The sequence below is a fragment of the Bacteroides sp. AM32-11AC genome (genome assembly GCF_003603515.1).
Lineage (GTDB): Bacteria > Bacteroidota > Bacteroidia > Bacteroidales > Bacteroidaceae > Bacteroides > Bacteroides uniformis.
In genome coordinates this window covers 1-16,771 of record NZ_QTNH01000012.1, presented here as the reverse complement: position 1 = coordinate 16,771, position 16,771 = coordinate 1, and the positions used below count along the sequence as shown (strand labels likewise).

15 protein-coding genes are annotated in these 16,771 nt (G+C 46.8%); 1 reads left to right on the top strand and 14 read right to left on the bottom strand.

The features are described 5' to 3' along the window. Positions 1 to 47: 47 nt before the first annotated feature. The 5 genes from DW800_RS13830 to DW800_RS13810 all read right to left on the bottom strand — a co-directional run bounded on the left by DW800_RS13830 (position 48) and on the right by DW800_RS13810 (position 5,236). Positions 48 to 1,319, bottom strand: a complete 1,272-nt coding sequence (locus tag DW800_RS13830) for an adenylosuccinate synthase (RefSeq protein ID WP_005826216.1) — start codon at positions 1,317 to 1,319, stop codon at positions 48 to 50. Beyond that, positions 1,316 to 1,804, bottom strand: coding sequence for a Fur family transcriptional regulator (locus DW800_RS13825; protein ID WP_005826214.1), 489 nt, complete (start codon positions 1,802 to 1,804; stop codon positions 1,316 to 1,318). The genes DW800_RS13830 and DW800_RS13825 overlap by 4 nt, the downstream gene beginning before the upstream one ends. A gap of 127 nt (positions 1,805 to 1,931) precedes the next feature. Continuing rightward, complete coding sequence (locus tag DW800_RS13820; RefSeq protein ID WP_005826212.1) at positions 1,932 to 2,606, bottom strand: DNA alkylation repair protein; 675 nt, start codon at positions 2,604 to 2,606, stop codon at positions 1,932 to 1,934. Positions 2,607 to 2,612: 6 nt separating this feature from the next. After that, complete coding sequence (locus DW800_RS13815; protein ID WP_005826209.1) at positions 2,613 to 4,661, bottom strand: dipeptidyl-peptidase 3 family protein; 2,049 nt, start codon at positions 4,659 to 4,661, stop codon at positions 2,613 to 2,615. A gap of 101 nt (positions 4,662 to 4,762) precedes the next feature. Beyond that, the gene (locus tag DW800_RS13810; protein WP_005826207.1) at positions 4,763 to 5,236 is read right to left on the bottom strand and encodes a helix-turn-helix domain-containing protein; all 474 of its coding nucleotides are present in this window, start codon (positions 5,234 to 5,236) and stop codon (positions 4,763 to 4,765) included. Between the two features lie 281 nt (positions 5,237 to 5,517). Here DW800_RS13810 and recQ point away from each other — a divergent pair, with 281 nt between their 5' ends. Next, positions 5,518 to 7,329 carry a DNA helicase RecQ gene (gene recQ, locus DW800_RS13805; protein WP_119958145.1) on the top strand — a complete coding sequence of 604 codons (1,812 nt, stop codon included), beginning with the start codon at positions 5,518 to 5,520 and terminating at the stop codon, positions 7,327 to 7,329. Positions 7,330 to 7,332: 3 nt separating this feature from the next. On the opposite strand, the gene DW800_RS13800 is transcribed toward recQ, so the two are convergent. The 9 genes from DW800_RS13800 to DW800_RS13760 all read right to left on the bottom strand — a co-directional run bounded on the left by DW800_RS13800 (position 7,333) and on the right by DW800_RS13760 (position 16,657). Beyond that, complete coding sequence (locus tag DW800_RS13800) at positions 7,333 to 8,184, bottom strand: tetratricopeptide repeat protein (protein ID WP_005826199.1); 852 nt, start codon at positions 8,182 to 8,184, stop codon at positions 7,333 to 7,335. 15 nt (positions 8,185 to 8,199) lie between these two features. Next, a complete protein-coding gene (cysK, locus tag DW800_RS13795) occupies positions 8,200 to 9,150 on the bottom strand; it encodes a cysteine synthase A (RefSeq protein ID WP_008663985.1) in 951 nt (316 codons plus the stop codon). A 409-nt stretch (positions 9,151 to 9,559) separates the two neighbouring features. Further along, positions 9,560 to 10,621 carry a 3-isopropylmalate dehydrogenase gene (gene leuB / locus DW800_RS13790; RefSeq protein ID WP_005835570.1) on the bottom strand — a complete coding sequence of 354 codons (1,062 nt, stop codon included), beginning with the start codon at positions 10,619 to 10,621 and terminating at the stop codon, positions 9,560 to 9,562. After that, positions 10,611 to 10,868, bottom strand: coding sequence for a hypothetical protein (locus DW800_RS13785; protein WP_005835569.1), 258 nt, complete (start codon positions 10,866 to 10,868; stop codon positions 10,611 to 10,613). Before DW800_RS13785 ends, leuB begins: the two co-directional genes overlap by 11 nt. 12 nt (positions 10,869 to 10,880) lie before the next feature. Beyond that, positions 10,881 to 12,422 (bottom strand): alpha-isopropylmalate synthase regulatory domain-containing protein, encoded by a 1,542-nt coding sequence (locus DW800_RS13780; protein ID WP_119958144.1) that lies wholly within the window; start codon positions 12,420 to 12,422, stop codon positions 10,881 to 10,883. Continuing rightward, entirely contained in the window at positions 12,412 to 13,011 is a 600-nt protein-coding gene (gene leuD / locus DW800_RS13775) for a 3-isopropylmalate dehydratase small subunit (protein ID WP_119958143.1), read from the bottom strand. The genes DW800_RS13780 and leuD overlap by 11 nt, the downstream gene beginning before the upstream one ends. Positions 13,012 to 13,120: 109 nt before the next feature. Further along, complete coding sequence (gene leuC, locus DW800_RS13770) at positions 13,121 to 14,515, bottom strand: 3-isopropylmalate dehydratase large subunit (RefSeq protein WP_044468490.1); 1,395 nt, start codon at positions 14,513 to 14,515, stop codon at positions 13,121 to 13,123. 42 nt (positions 14,516 to 14,557) lie between these two features. After that, a complete protein-coding gene (locus tag DW800_RS13765; RefSeq protein ID WP_005835565.1) occupies positions 14,558 to 16,054 on the bottom strand; it encodes a 2-isopropylmalate synthase in 1,497 nt (498 codons plus the stop codon). 366 nt (positions 16,055 to 16,420) lie between these two features. Beyond that, positions 16,421 to 16,657 (bottom strand): hypothetical protein, encoded by a 237-nt coding sequence (locus DW800_RS13760; protein ID WP_034523359.1) that lies wholly within the window; start codon positions 16,655 to 16,657, stop codon positions 16,421 to 16,423. Positions 16,658 to 16,771: the final 114 nt, after the last annotated feature.

The following is a 16,771-nucleotide window of genomic DNA, read 5'->3' as shown; positions in this document are numbered from 1 at the left end:
GCCGCGAAATCCGTGTAATCCGTGTCTAAGGTTATCTGTTTGTTTTATTATTCCTCTGTATACCGTTCGATGGTCTGCTCACGGTCCGGTCCCAGAGAAACAATCTTGATGGGCACACCAAGCTGTTCTTCCAGGAATGACAAATATGCATTGAATTCTTCCGGGAACTCATCTTCACTCTGCATCTTGGTCATATCCGTCTGCCAACCGGGTAGCTCTACATAAACCGGTTCAACAGTCTCATTGATATCGAACGGGAAGTAATCAATCTCTTCCTCATCCATCTTGTAAGCTACACAAGCCTTAATGGTTTCAAAAGAATCGAGCACATCGCTCTTCATCATAATCAGTTTGGTAACCCCGTCTACCATAATGGCATATTTCAATGCCACCAGGTCAATCCAGCCACAACGGCGCTTACGTCCTGTCACAGAACCGAACTCATGACCCAGCGTGCAAATCTGGTCACCGGTCTTGTCGAATAATTCCGTCGGGAACGGACCGGCACCTACACGCGTACAATAGGCCTTGAAAATACCATATACCTCACCAATCTTGTTGGGAGCAATACCCAGACCGGTACAAGCACCTGCACAGACCGTATTAGAAGAAGTGACAAACGGATAAGAACCGAAATCAATGTCCAGCATTGTCCCCTGCGCACCTTCGCACAATACAGACTTGCCGGCAGCCAGCAGATTGTTCATCTCGTGTTCGCTATCCACCAACTGGAATTGTTTCAAGTATTCGATACCTTCGAACCATGCCTTCTCCATTTCGGTAATGTCATACTCATAGTTCAAGCCTTTCAAGATTTGCTCATGACGGGCCTTGGCCGCTGCATACTTCTTGTCAAAGTCATGCAGAATGTCGCCTACACGCACACCGTTACGGCTGATTTTATCCGTGTAAGTCGGTCCGATGCCTTTTCCGGTCGTTCCTACCTTTGCATCGCCTTTGGCTGCTTCGTATGCAGCATCCAGTATGCGGTGAGTCGGCAGAATGAGGTGTGCTTTCTTGGAAATGTGCAAGCGTTCCTTCAAGTTATGGCCGGACGCTTCCAATGATTCGGCTTCCGCTTTGAAGAGAGCCGGGTCAAGCACCACTCCGTTACCGATGATATTCACCTTGTCTCCCTGGAATATTCCAGACGGAATGGAACGGAGCACATACTTCTGCCCTTCAAACTCGAGTGTATGTCCGGCATTCGGTCCGCCCTGGAAACGAGCTACGACATCGTATCTCGGAGTTAACACATCAACGACTTTGCCTTTGCCTTCGTCGCCCCATTGTAATCCTAATAATACGTCTACTTTCATTTTTCTTTTTTATGGTTATTATTCTTTTTCTTCCGTTTATTGGCCCGGTCACACTTGCTGCACAACCCATACATATATAAGGAATAGTGCGTAAGATTAAAACGGCTCAGTTTGGTATTCTCAATGGCATGTTGCAACTCCTCGTTCTGAAACTCGGTCACCTTTCCGCACTGGGTGCATATCTGGTGATGGTGCGTATCGCGATTATAACATTTTTCGTATTGGGAAGAGTTGCCGAACTGATGCTTGATGACCAGACGAGCATTTATAAGCAAAATGATGGTATTGTAAAGCGTTGCACGGCTGACGCGGAAGTTCTCCTGGTCGGCCATCAGTGAATAGAGCGTGTCGATATCAAAATGACCGTCTATGGAGTAAATGGTGTCAAGTATAGCATAACGTTCGGGAGTCTTCCGATGCCCGTTCGCATTCAGATATTCAGTGAATATCTGCCTAACTGTATCTTTCACATTCTGACTTTCCATTTGACGGCGCAGTTTTACAGCCAACAAAGTTAATCCTTTTTTGTGGAAAGCAAACGAGAAAGAGATAAAAATTGCGATAAGGGAAATATTCCCTTACCGCATCAGTCTCTATAACCATAGAACTAATCTAACAAACCTCCTCTTTTACAAGATTGTATAGTAATTGTTCTACATCAGAAGAAGAATTGTCCATACCCTCCACTCTGCGGCAAACTTGAAAAGAATTTTCCTCATTTTGCTGCATAAAGCGGCGGATAGCAGTCATGGCTGCATTGCGTACATGATAGGAGCCCGACAAAAAAGCCGTTATTGCCTGGTCGAGGAACTCATTTTCAACCCGTTCGTTCATATCCCCTTTCTTCATCAATAGACGGGCTATGGTGAGGAAGCCGCAAACCTGCGTGTATTCGTCCTCGCTTGCAATCCAATGGAAGGACTTGGCAGGCGCATAAGGAAGATGTTGGAATAAATTCATGCAGGTAAGTTCTGCAATCTCGATATTACGGATATCTTCCACCCAGATATCGGCTATCTCGGGCAGGAAACTCTCTACCGGCTGTAAAAGTCCCGCCAATATTTTGCACTCTCTGATATCTTCTTTCCACAAAGACTGAGCCAGAGAGTGGTCCTTCTCGTAACCGGCAGCAATACCCTTGATACGGGGCAACTCCACGCCAAAGTTCAGCTTATATACCAGCCCTTTCTCACGCATACTTTGGGACACAGCCCCGTTCATTGAGAGACGGAGCTGTGTCTTTATATCTTTCAGCCGCTGATGCAGCTGCTCTTTAGTATCTATCATAGTTCATCATTTATTGACAGAAGGCAATGTAGAATAGTCTTTGCTATAACGCAACATCTGTTCCGCATAACCTTCATCATAAGTCACTGTCACATCTGTTATAGTACCGTCGGCATCCGTCACCACTTCATACTTGGGATTGACGAACCCCTTATACGGCGCAAGATTCAGCTTCTTGTAGCGTTCCAGCACTTCGGCATGCAAAGCGGGATCGACTTTCACGGCATAGGCTTCCACCAAATCATGGGCGCCGGCATAGTCACCGGTGGACTTGATACGCTGTATCTCGGCAAGCAACCGGCCAAACAAGTCACGCACTTTCTCATAATCGTTTATCACGACGTACGTCTTCCCATCCTTCTTTACCAATTCCACAACCTTCTCCGCCGCACCTTTCTCGTACACCCAGCGGGCTATGAGCTGACGGTTGCGCATATGGGCTTCTTCTACATTGTTACCCGGCTCGATACGTACAAGCTGTGTCATCAAACCATTCATCAGATAGGTGTAGTATTGAGCCTTATAAGCATCCGCACTTGGAGTAAGCCCCAGTTCCACCAGCTTCGGGTCGGCCACGTAGTAGAGTCCGAACAAGTCGGCGCGCGCTTCTTCGATAGTAGAACCATATGCCTTCAACGCATCCGGGTCCACACCCGGGAGCAATTTACCGGAACCATGTCCCAAACATTCATGCAGGTCAGTATGCAGTTCATCTGTCACATCTGCGTACTTATCAATCAGTTGAAGCTCTGCATCACTGTACACAAACTCCTCATTGAACCCGTTGCCATGAGCTGCCTTATTATAAGCATCTGTAATGTTACCGATTGTAACGGATTTCGAACCATGATGGCTACGTATCCAGTTGGCATTGGGCAGGTTGATGCCGATAGCAGTTGCAGGATACAAGTCACCGGCCAGAATAGCCGCCGTGATTACCTTGGCAGACACCCCTTTCACTTTCTCCTTCTTGAATTGTCCGTCTACCGGCGAATGGTCCTCAAACCACTGTGCATTGCCGCTTATCAACTCTGTACGCTGGGTAGCTTCCAAATCTTTAAAATTCACCAGAGATTCCCAGCTTGCCTTCATGCCGAGCGGGTCACCATAACTTTCGGTAAAACCGTTCACAAAGTCAATGCGTGAGTTCAAATCCTTCACCCACAAAATGGCATATTCATCGAATGTCTTCAAATCGCCGGTTTCATAGAATTCCATCAGTTTGGCTATCACCGCCTTCTGCTCGGGAGTCTCGGCAACTCCTTCTGCCTTCTTCAGCCAGTAGACAATCTTTTCAAGTGCCTGTCCATACAAGCCCCCCACTTTCCATACTTTCTCCTGAATCTTGCCATCCTCTTTCACCAAACGGCTATTCAAACCATAGGAAACGGGAGTTTCATCCTGCGGATTCTTCAAGGCATTATAGAAATCTTCGGCCTCCTGCTGCGTCACGCCATCGTAATAATTGCATGCGGAAGTCAAAACCAAATCTTCACCGGCAGCTTGGTTCACCCGTTTGGGCATCACCGTGGGGTCGAAAATAACGGGGAACACTTCCTCGCACAGTTGTTCCACAGTCTGTCCTTCGGCAAGCGGCAACGTAGCTGCATCCACACTCTGTACAGCCTGCCTGAAGAATTCGGGAGTAAATCCCGGAACGAACTTTTCGCTGCCATAGTGATGATGAATGCCGTTAGAGAACCATACCCGCTTGAGGTACACTTCCATAGCCTTGAAATCAGGAGTATTCTTATCTCCCTTATAGCCGGTATAGACAGCTTCCAGCATCCGGCGAATCGTCAGGTTATACTTGCCATTCTGGTCGAAAAGAATGTCTCTGCCCTGCAAAGCCGCTTCCGTCAAATAATAAACCAATTCTTTTTGTTTGAGGGACAAATCCTCAAAACCTGGTACGCGGTAACGTAAAATCTGTAAATCTGCAAATTGTTCCACTGTATAGTCAATTTTTTCTGCCTCAGCAGTTGTTTTCGGATTTCCGCCACAAGCCGTCAATAGAGAAAGGGCAGTCACCATAGAAATTAGTTGTTTCTTCATGTGTCGGGAGTATATAGATTGGTATTAAAAAAGAAGAAAAGGAAGTATCCCGAAACAACTGTTCCGGAATATTTCCTTTTTATTCATTCAGTCATACAGAATTATTTCTTCTTAGCTTCTTTTTCTGCGTGTCTTTTACGATATCCATTAGGAGTCTCACCTACATTTTTATAGAAAGCAGCATAAAAAGACTGACGGTTTGCAAAGCCGACCATCGTACTGATCTCCTCTACATTCTTGTCAGCATATCTTTTGTCTGTCAACAAATGCTGCGCTTCTTTTACTCTATATTCATTCAGCAGGCAAGAATAGTTCATGCCGAAGCGTGAATTCACCACTGCAGACAAATAGCGAGTATTGGTCTGCAATTCTTTCGCCAAATCCTTAGCGGAATAATCAGCATCTCTGTACTTCTTTTGTACAACAACGATATTCAATATCTTGTCATACAACTCATCTGCCAATTCCGGCCTTATCAAAGAACGGTAGGCAGCATCCTTTTCTTTCTTTTCGCGCAGGTTGTAAGGACGTTTCTTCGTTCCTTTTTCCTGGGCATTGTTTTCTAAATCACTCATTGAATTAACTGGTTAGGGTTGTTTAAAATCGGAAAAGCCAAAGGGTTAGCCCCTTAGACTTTACAAAAGTCAGACATTTTTTTTTAATACACAACTTTTCCCGTATATATTTTTGATAAATAAACAACGAAAAAGGTTGAAAAGTAGGTCAATTCAGCCATTAATAAGAAACTTTAACCTTTTGCAGAAACTCATATGATACAAAATCTTGATGACTTTCCATTTGTAGTATATGCAATAATTAGTGTACCTTTGCCGGAAGAAATCCATACTGCCAGATTATGCTACAAACGCTCAAGACATATTTCGGTTACGACAGTTTCCGCCCCTTACAAGAAGACATCATACGCCATCTGATGGACCGTAAAGACGCATTGGTACTGATGCCTACGGGAGGTGGAAAGTCCATCTGCTACCAACTTCCCGCCCTATTGAGTGAAGGCACGGCGGTAGTGGTTTCTCCGCTCATTTCCTTGATGAAGGACCAAGTGGAAACGCTCTGTGCAAACGGTATCGCGGCCGGTGCACTGAACAGCAATAATGATGAAACAGAGAATGCTTCCCTACGACGTGCATGCATGGAAGGCAAGCTGAAACTGCTATATATTTCTCCTGAAAAATTATTGGTGGAAGCCAACTATCTGTTAAGGGATATGCATATTTCCCTTTTCGCCATTGATGAAGCTCACTGCATCTCACAATGGGGACACGATTTCCGTCCGGAATATACACAGATGGGCATCCTTCACCAACTGTTTCCCCAGGTTCCCATCATTGCACTTACTGCCACAGCCGATAAAATAACCCGTGAAGATATTATTAAACAGCTACACCTCAACCAACCGAGAATTTTCATTTCATCTTTCGACCGTCCCAACCTGAGTCTCACCGTAAAAAGAGGTTACCAGCAGAAGGAAAAAAGCAAAGCCATCCTCGACTTCATCGCCCGCCATCCGGGAGAGAGCGGCATCATTTATTGCATGAGCCGCAGCAAGGCTGAAACAGTGGCACAAATGCTTCAAAAACAAGGGATAAAGTCGGCGGTCTATCATGCAGGACTGTCGCCGGCACGAAGAGATGAAGCACAAGACGACTTCATCAATGACCGCGTGCAAGTGGTATGCGCCACCATTGCCTTTGGAATGGGAATTGACAAAAGCAATGTGCGCTGGGTAATTCATTACAATTTGCCCAAAAGCATTGAAAGTTTCTATCAGGAAATAGGACGTGCCGGACGAGACGGAATGCCCAGTGACACCCTTTTGTTCTATTCACTGGCCGACCTCATTCTGCTCACTAAATTCGCAACAGACAGCGGGCAACAAAGCATCAACCTGGAAAAGCTGCAACGTATGCAGCAATATGCGGAAGCAGATATCTGCCGCCGTCGCATTCTGTTAAGTTATTTCGGTGAAAATACGACCTGCGACTGTGGAAACTGTGATGTATGCAAAAATCCCCCCGAACGTTTCGATGGTACAATAATCGTACAAAAGGCACTTAGTGCAATCGCGCGTTCCGAGCAACAGATAGGAACCGGTATTTTAGTGGACATCCTCCGAGGAAACATGAGTTCTGAAGTTACAGAAAGAGGATACCATCGACTCAAGACCTTTGGAGCCGGGCGCGAAGTCCCCCCCAGAGATTGGCATGACTACCTGCTGCAAATGTTACAGCTCGGTTATTTCGAAATAGCCTACAATGAAAACAACCACCTGAAAATCACTCAAAGCGGAACAGATGTCTTGTTTGGCAGAGCACGCGCCCTGCTTGTCACCATCCGCCGCGAGGAAGCTGTACAAGCTACAAGAGGCCGTAAACGCAAGGCTACAGTTCCAACCAAAGAATTGCCATTGGGATTGCCCAATAAAGAAAGTGGGGAACTTTTCGAGGCTCTCCGCACTCTCCGCAAACGCCTTGCCGACCAGGAAGCACTTCCTGCCTATATCGTACTGTCCGACAAAGTGCTCCACCTACTCAGCGCCTCCCGCCCCACTACCATAGAAGAATTTGGTAATATCAGCGGTATCGGTGAATATAAAAAGAAGAAATACGGAAAAGAGTTTGTGGAACTGATACGGAAATACAGTTGAATATTATTTACACTGTAACAGTAAATCCCTGAGGTCACCTTGCGGCACGCCAAGTGAAATGGCCTTTTCGAAGTCACGTTTTGCCAACTCCTTTTTCTTTTGAGAAAGGTAAATTTGCCCCCGTATCAAGTAGGCTTCTGTCTGCGAAGCATCCAGCTTGATGGCTTCTTCCAAGTCCATCATGGCCAGGTCCACATGTTTCATATCCTGCTCTACACCCGCACGTGCTACGTAAAGTACGGCATATTGCTGGGTAGTCAGCCGGGTAGCTTCTCCTCCTTTTTCTGCAATCATGGCATTCAATATCGAAAGCGCCGCTTCATATTTGCCCTCCTTCTGCTCCAGTGTAGCCAACCCCAGACGGCCATTGTAACTCTGGGGGGCAAGTTTCAGCAGACGTTCATAATCAGACTTTGCAAAATTATAGTTGCGCTGCCGCATATAGATATAGGCACGCATCAGCAAGGCTTCCTGATTATCGCTTTCTATATCCAGCACCAAAGAATAGTCTATCCGGGCCAAATCATCCTTCCCCAACTCAAGGTAAAGAGCGGCACGATTCATCAGGGCAGGTATGGCACGCGGAGCAATGTTCAATGCCAGAGTATACGAGTCAAGGGCCTGCTCATACCGGTGCTGCCGACGTTGTATCGTACCCAAGTTGGAGAACAGCAAAGCGTTATGAGGATTGGCGGGCTCCATTTTCAAAGCTTGTTCAATGTATTTTTCGGCCAATGACAAGCTGTCTTGCTCCGTGGCTGCAACCGCACGTTCGCTCAGTTCCTGATAGGTTTGTGAAAAGGCAGGGAACATCGTGGCTCCACACAAGAAGAAAGAAAAAATAAGTTTCTTCATATAATAGTTCAGTATTTATTCCAAAGGATAGGTATCGAAAGCGAACAGTTCTGTTGACAAATAGCGTTCCCCCGTATCGGGCAGTAGGGCAACAATCATTTTATCCGCAAATTCAGGGCGTTCGGCCAGCAACCGTGCCGCATATACCGCCGCACCGGATGAGATGCCAGCCAGCAAGCCTTCCGTAGAAGCCAGCTCTCGTCCTCCACGAATGGCCTCGTCATCGGGCACCGGAATAATCTCGTCTACTACAGAAGCATCATAAATGGAAGGAATAAAATTGGCCCCAATCCCCTGGATGCGGTGCGGTGCATCTTCCCCTCCTTCCAGAACCGGAGAGGAGGCCGGTTCTACAGCCACAACATAGACATCCGGATTATGTTTCTTCAAGGCACGCGCCACTCCACAGACCGTACCGCCCGTGCCCACACCGGCAACAAAAACAGTCACTTTACCATCCGTGTCCGTCCAGATTTCTTCCCCCGTAGTATGTTCATGAGCCTTGGCATTGGAGGGATTCTCAAACTGCTGCAGAATAACCGCACCAGGTATCGCATCCCGCAATTCTTTCGCTTTGGCAATGGAGCCGGCCATACCTGCCAGTCCGTCGGTCAGTACAATCTCCGCACCCAAGGCTTTCAACAGATTACGGCGTTCCACACTCATGGTCTCCGGCATGGTCAATATCAAATGATATCCCTTGATGGTTGCCACCATCGCCAGTCCCACGCCGGTATTGCCACTGGTAGGTTCAATAATCGTGGCTCCGGGTTTCAAAGCCCCACGTGCCTCGGCATCCTCAATCATGGCAAATGCCACACGGTCCTTCACGCTTCCCACCGGATTAAAAGATTCCAGCTTAGCCACAATATTTCTTTTCAATCCGTATTTACGGCTGTATTCAGCCAATTCCATCAAAGGAGTATGCCCAATCAACTCCGTCAGGTTCTTTGCAATTTTCGCCATAATCTCACTGTCTAATACATTCTTCCCGTACACACTTATGTAACATGGATATGCTGACAAAGATATGGAAATTCCAAGAAATAAACCGTGCGGGAAAGGAAAGATTATACTGCCATCTATCAAAGCTTAACACGAATAAAGAGGATGAAAGGATATGAAACGATTGAAGAAGGCAGGATGAGGAGGAAGAACCATATCTGACAATCAGCGACTTCCCACTGCAAAGATGGTGCATGCTTTTTGCAGTAGTACTGCAAACGAGCTGCAGCGTTACTGCAAATAGGTTTGCAGTGGTACTGCAACTGCTTTGCAGTGCAACTGTAACAGCTTTGCAGTGACACTGCAAAAGGTTTGCAGAACTTTGCAGTGAGAAGTTACTGATGAACAGAACGGTAATGAGACACTGTTATCAAGACTTCTTAAGATAGTCTACAATCCACGCGCCCACTTCCTTGGTACCGTATTTGTCGCCACCTTCTACTTGAATCTCCGGTGTACGTACATTCGCATCGAGTGAAGCATCAACTGCCTTACGAATCAACGCCCCCTCCTCTTTCAGGTCGAAGTATTCGAAAAGCATGGCTACAGACAAAATTTGCGCCAGCGGATTGGCTATATTCAAGCCTTTCGCCTGCGGCCAGGAACCATGGATAGGTTCGAATACCGGCGTGCTCTCTCCCGTAGAAGCAGAAGGCAGCAATCCCATAGAGCCACTGATGCAGGAACCCTCGTCCGTCAAAATATCACCAAACGTATTTTCCGTAACCATTACGTCAAAGAATTTCGGCTCTTGAATCATCTTCATGGCGGCGTTGTCCACAAACATATAGTCGGTTGTCACCTCGGGGTACTGCGGTGCCATCTCCTGGGCAATCTGTCTCCAAAGACGGGAAGAGGCAAGCACATTGGCTTTATCCACCACCGTAAGATGTTTGCTGCGTTTCATGGCATATTCAAATCCGACTTTCAGGATACGCTCAATCTCAGGACGGGTATACATGTTCGTATCATACGCCTTGTCATTGTCCTGGTATTTCTCACCGAAGTACATGCCACCGGTCAGTTCGCGGATACAAAGGAAATCGGCACCATCCACCAGTTCCGCACGAAGGGGAGACTTATGGAGCAGACATTTGAAGGTCTGCACGGGACGGATGTTGGCAAACAGTCCCAGTTTCTTGCGCATAGCCAGCAAGCCCTGCTCGGGACGCACTTTGGCAGTAGGGTCATTGTCGAATTTCGGGTCACCTACGGCAGAGAACAATACAGCATCCGCATTTTTACAAGCCTCATAAGTGGCTTCAGGAAACGGGTCACCCACCTTGTCTATCGCGTCTGCACCGCAGATGGCATATTCATAGTTCACTTTATGTCCGAACTTCTCACACACGGCAGTCATCACATCCACGCCTACGGTAGAGATTTCGGGGCCGATACCGTCACCGGCCAACACTGCAATTTTAAAATCCATTGTTTTCTTTATTATTTAAAAGTTCATCTATCTTCTTTTTGTTTGCAAGATTCTTGCGGCGATACCGGTCACCCCACACAAAACCAGCTGTCAATATAAGGGTATTGATGGCTGACATAAGATACTCGTCCGCATCCAACTCGCCGCTCCACCAACGCAGAAAGAGGTTGAAAGCAAAAAGCAAGCCTGCATACAACGCATAGCATACATAAGGACGCCTCTCAAAAAACGATTTCTTTTTCTCCATGAGATCCATTTTTTATGATTCGTATTCGTCTTCTATGATATTCAGCATCTTCACCGTCGCCTTGATGGCTGCTTCCGTCTGGTCTGCGTCCAATCCGCGTGTACGGAATATCGTATCTTCAAAACTCCAGGTAATAACCGTCTGCACAAAGGCATCGGTACGCCCACCGGGAGGAATAGTCACGGCATAGTTCGTCAGCATCGGGAACTTACGACCCAGTGTCACTTTATATATCTTGCGCAAGGCGCGCACAAAAGCATCATACTGGCCATCTCCACTGGAACTTTCCTCATATTCCTTTCCGTTAATTTCTATCTTCAACGTAGCCATCGGCTTCAATCCATACGCCAGATTCACAATATAGCTCTTAAGGCTGACGCGTTCTTCTGCCATTCCGTGCTTCAGTACGTCCGAAACGATATAGGGCAGGTCTTCTTGCGTCACCAGCTCTTTCTTGTCGCCCAACTCAATGATGCGTTCGGTCACTTTGCGCATGGCATCTTCATCCAGTTGTAACCCCAAGTCCTCCAGATTCTTCCGGATATTGGCTTTACCGCTGTTCTTGCCCAGGGCATACTCTCGCTTGCGACCGAAGCGTTCGGGCAGGAGGTCGTTGCAGTAGAGGTTACTTTTATTGTCACCGTCGGCATGGACGCCTGCCACTTGGGTAAATACATTCTCGCCCACAATCGGTTTGTTGGCGGGAATGACGATGCCCGAGTAGGATTCCACCACACGGCTCACGTCGTTCAGGCGGCTTTCGTCAATGTTGGTAATGGCATTGAAGTGGTCTTTCAGGATAGCCTGCACACTGGCGAGCGGAGCATTGCCGGCACGTTCGCCCAGGCCGTTAATTGTAGTATGCAGTCCCTTGCAACCGCTAAGTACGGCGGCAAGCACATTGCTCACGGCAAGGTCATAGTCATTATGGGCATGGAAGTCGAAATGGGCATGCGAATAGCGTTTCACCATCTTGCGCATGAATTCAATGACCTGTAGCGGATTCAATACGCCCAACGTATCAGGCAACATATAGCGGCGGATATTGGTCTGCTCCAAGGCGTCCATCAGACGGAACACATATTCCGGAGAATCTTTCATGCCGTTGCTCCAGTCTTCCAGATAGACATTCACTACCATATCCTGCTCGTTGGCGTAATCCACTACGGACAGAATATCCTCGATATGCTCTTCGGGAGTCTTCTTCAACTGGTAGGTGCAATGCTTCAGCGAGCCTTTGCACAGCAGATTGATGACACGGCAACCGGTCGCATGTATCCAGTCCACCGACGTGTGGCCATCTACAAAGCCAAGCACTTCTACTCTTGGCAACAGATTACGGCGTGCCGCCCAGTCACAAATCATTTTTACGGCATCAAACTCTCCTTCGGATACCCGCGCAGAAGCCACCTCCACCCGGTCTACCTTCAATTCCTCCAGCAACAAACGGGCAATCATCAGCTTCTCATGGGGCACAAAGGAGACTCCGCTGGTCTGTTCACCGTCGCGGAGCGTAGTGTCCATGATTTCTATCTTCGGATGATTATGCTTCATTTTTATTCTCCCAAGCTTCTATCTTATCTTTATTCTCCACCAAGAAATCGATGTCGTCCAAGCCATTCATCAGGCAATGTTTCTTGTAGGCATTGATTTCAAAATGTTCGCTCTTGCCCGTAGCCTTGTTGGTGATGGTCTGTTCGGGCAGATTCACTTCCACTTCCATCTTCGGATTGGCAGAGATGGAGTCGAATAACTCTTTCAGGAACGGCTCGCTTACCACCACCGGAAGCACAAAGTTGTTCAGTTCGTTGTTCTTGTGAATATCGGCAAAGAAGCTCGATACCACCACGCGGAAACCGTAACCGGCAATGGCCCATGCAGCATGCTCACGGCTGGAACCGGAACCGAAGTTCTTTCCCGCCACCAGAATCTGTCCACCGTAAGTGGGATTGTTCAAAACAAAGTCCTTGTTCAGAGAACCGTCCGGATGATAGCGCCAATCGCGGAATAAATTATCTCCGAAGAACTTTTCCTCACGGGTAGTAACTTTCAGAAAACGTGCAGGGATTATCTGGTCTGTATCCACATTCTCTAATGGAAGAGGCACACAAGTACTGGTTATTATATCAAATTTTGTCTTCATCTTTGTATTTACGATTTACAATTTACGATTGAAAATACTCTTGATTTACCTTTGTTGAACGATGTTTGATTTACGAAGTAATTTTAATCGTAAATCGTCCAATCGTACATCAAATCAGCGTTCTCGGGTCAGTAATTACTCCAGTCACTGCCGCTGCTGCAGCTACAAGCGGGCTGGCAAGCAGTGTTCGGGAACCCGGTCCTTGGCGTCCTTCAAAATTACGGTTACTGGTAGACACTGCATACTTTCCGGCAGGCACCTTATCGTCGTTCATTGCCAGGCAAGCAGAACAACCCGGTTGGCGAATGGCAAAACCGGCCTCTTCCAAAATCTTGTCCAGTCCCTCTTCGCGAATCTGTGCATCTACCATCCAGGAGCCCGGAACCAGCCATGCCACTACATTCTCGGCTTTCCGACGGCCTTTCACAATGGAGGCAAATGCACGGAAATCCTCAATGCGTCCATTGGTGCAGGCACCCAAAAACACATAGTCAACCTTCTTACCCAGCAAAGGTTCTCCCGGTTGGAAACCCATATAGCTCATAGACTTCATGAAAGAGGTCCGGGCAGCTTCTCCCATGCCTTCGGTAGTAGGAATATGTTGTGTGATACCCATACCCATGCCCGGGTTGGTACCGTATGTAATCATCGGTTCAATATCTTCGGCAGCAAAACGGACTTCCTTGTCGAACACAGCATCCTCATCACTCTTCAATGTTTTCCAATAGGCCAATGCCTTGTCCCATGCCTCACCCTTCGGAGCATATTCGCGTCCTTTAATATACTCGAAAGTGGTCTCATCCGGAGCAACCATACCGCCGCGGGCACCCATCTCTATACTCAGATTGCACAAGGTCAGACGGCCTTCCATAGTCAGACTACGCACAGCTTCTCCGGCATATTCCACGAAATATCCCGTAGCGCCGCTGGTCGTCATCTTCGACATCATGTACAATGCCACATCTTTTGCCGTCACTCCTTTGCCAAGTTTACCGTCGACAGTGATACGCATTGTCTTAGGACGGGTCTGAAGGATACATTGCGAGGCCATTACCATTTCCACTTCACTCGTACCGATACCGAAAGCCACTGCTCCCATCGCCCCGTGGGTGGAAGTATGCGAGTCACCGCAGACAATGGTCATGCCAGGCAGGGTCAGCCCGCGTTCCGGACCTACTACATGGATAATTCCGTTCTTCTTGTCCATCATGCCGAAATGGACCAATCCAAACTCTTCCGCATTCTTGGCCAGTGTATCTACCTGAGTCTTTGAAACCGGGTCTTCAATCGGCTTGTCCTGGTCATGCGTCGGCGTGTTATGGTCGGGCATACAGAAAATCTTTTCCGGACGGAAACACTTGATTCCACGTTCGCGCAATCCCGAAAAGGCTTGCGGGCTGGTTACTTCATGACAATAAAGCCGGTCAATATAAAGCTGTGTGGGACCGTCTTCCACTTTCTGTACCACATGGGCATCCCAGATTTTATCAAATAATGTATTCATCTCTTTATGTACAATTTAGCTATTTACAATTTACGATTAAAATCACATCTTGAACTTATTGATACAGTCGATGTACGCTTCCACCGATGCCGCGATAATATCCGTATTGGCACCGAACCCATAATAAATATGATTATCGTATTCCACCTGCATATGTACCTTACCCATATCGTCGCTACCCTTGCTGATAGCCTGGATGGTGAATTCCTTCAATGTCATATGGCGGTCGATAATCTTCTTCAAAGCCTTGATAGCGGCATCTACCGGACCGTTTCCACTGGCAGCGGCTTCAAACTTCTCACCGGAGATGTTCAATCCCAAACTGGCAACCGAACGAACCCCCACCCCACTGGTCACCTGGAGATATTCCAGTTTGATACGGTGGTTCTGCGTACGATTTGCCCCTGCCAATACCAGAATGTCGTCATCATTGATATCTTTCTTCTTATCGGCAAGTTTCAAGAACTCTTCATACACTTTGTCCAGCTTCTCCTGATCCAGCTGTACTCCCAATATCGACAAACGATTCTTCAAGGCTGCACGTCCGCTACGGGCTGTCAATACGATGGAATTATCATCAATACCCACATCATGCGGGTCAATGATTTCGTACGTCTGCACATTCTTCAATACACCGTCCTGGTGAATACCCGACGAATGGGCAAAAGCATTGCGACCTACAATAGCCTTGTTGGGCTGCACCGGCATGTTCATCAGACTGGACACCATACGGCTGGTTGGATAAATCTTCTGTGTATTGATGTTGGTCTCGATTTCTATGTCCTTATGACATTTGATAATCATCGCCACTTCCTCAAGAGAAGTATTGCCGGCACGTTCACCAATACCATTGATGGTTACCTCCACCTGGCGGGCACCATTCAGTACGCCAGCCATTGTATTGGCAGTAGCCATGCCCAAGTCATTGTGGCAATGAGTAGAAATAATGGCATTATGAATACCGTTGACATGTTCCATCAGATATCTTATCTTCGCGCCATACTCATCAGGCAAGCAATACCCCGTTGTATCGGGAATATTCACCACAGTCGCACCTGCCTTGATAACAGCTTCTACCACCCGTGCCAAATATTCATTATCCGTTCGGCCTGCATCTTCGGCATAGAACTCTACATCATCCACATACTTACGTGCATACTTTACGGCAGCCACTGCACGCTCTATTATTTCCTCGCGATTGGAATTGAATTTATATTTAATGTGCGAGTCAGATGTACCGATGCCAGTATGGATACGTTTATGCTTGGCAAATTGCAAAGCCTCTGCTGCCACATCAATATCTTTCTGCACGGCACGTGTCAAGGCGCAGATGGTGGGCCATGTCACAGCTTTTGATATCTCAATGACCGAATTGAAATCTCCCGGACTTGAAATCGGAAATCCGGCTTCAATCACGTCCACCCCCAGGGCTTCCAGTTGTCTGGCTACCTGAATCTTTTCCACTGTATTCAATTGGCATCCCGGAACCTGCTCGCCATCGCGGAGCGTTGTGTCGAAAATAAATAATTTGTCACTCATTGCTTTATTGTATTTAATTTATGTTCCATAAAAAAAGCCTTTCACACTTGGAAGTGAGAAAGGCTTCATATATCATTGCATCTTACATATATATTCACGCACAGCACTCACTTCCACTAAACTTTGCCAGTAGAATAATAATACCACACAGTAGAATATATGTAAAGTTCTGAATCATCTTCTTTTTTGTTTTGACGTTGCAAAGGTAGATATTATTTCGTACCATACAAATAAATTCGTTACTTTTTTCCGATAAAAAATATCATTTTATAAGTTTGTTTTCATTTATCGCTGAAATATATCACAAAAAAGGCGTACCTTGAGGTACGCCTTTTCCTTATTCATCAGTTCAATACAAGTTCTGAATTACTTCTTCTCACAAGGTTTGTCACACTTGGCACCATCACATGCAGCCTTAGGACACGCTGCTGAATCAGCAGCCTGGCAACATGCCTTTGCAGAGTCACATACTTGTTCTGTTTTTGCAGCACAGCAAGAATCTGCCTCAGTTGCATTAGAATCTGCAGCCTTTTTGTTGCCACAAGATGTCACTGCGAAAGAAAACGCTACCGCAACGGCAGCCAATAAAACTTTAGTCTTCATACTTTCAATTTGCTTTAAACGTTGATATAAAATTAGTTCGGCGCAAATATAAGAAAAGTTTATGAGACCGCCAAAAACGAACAAAGCCTCCGTATCCTTATCAGACACGGAGGC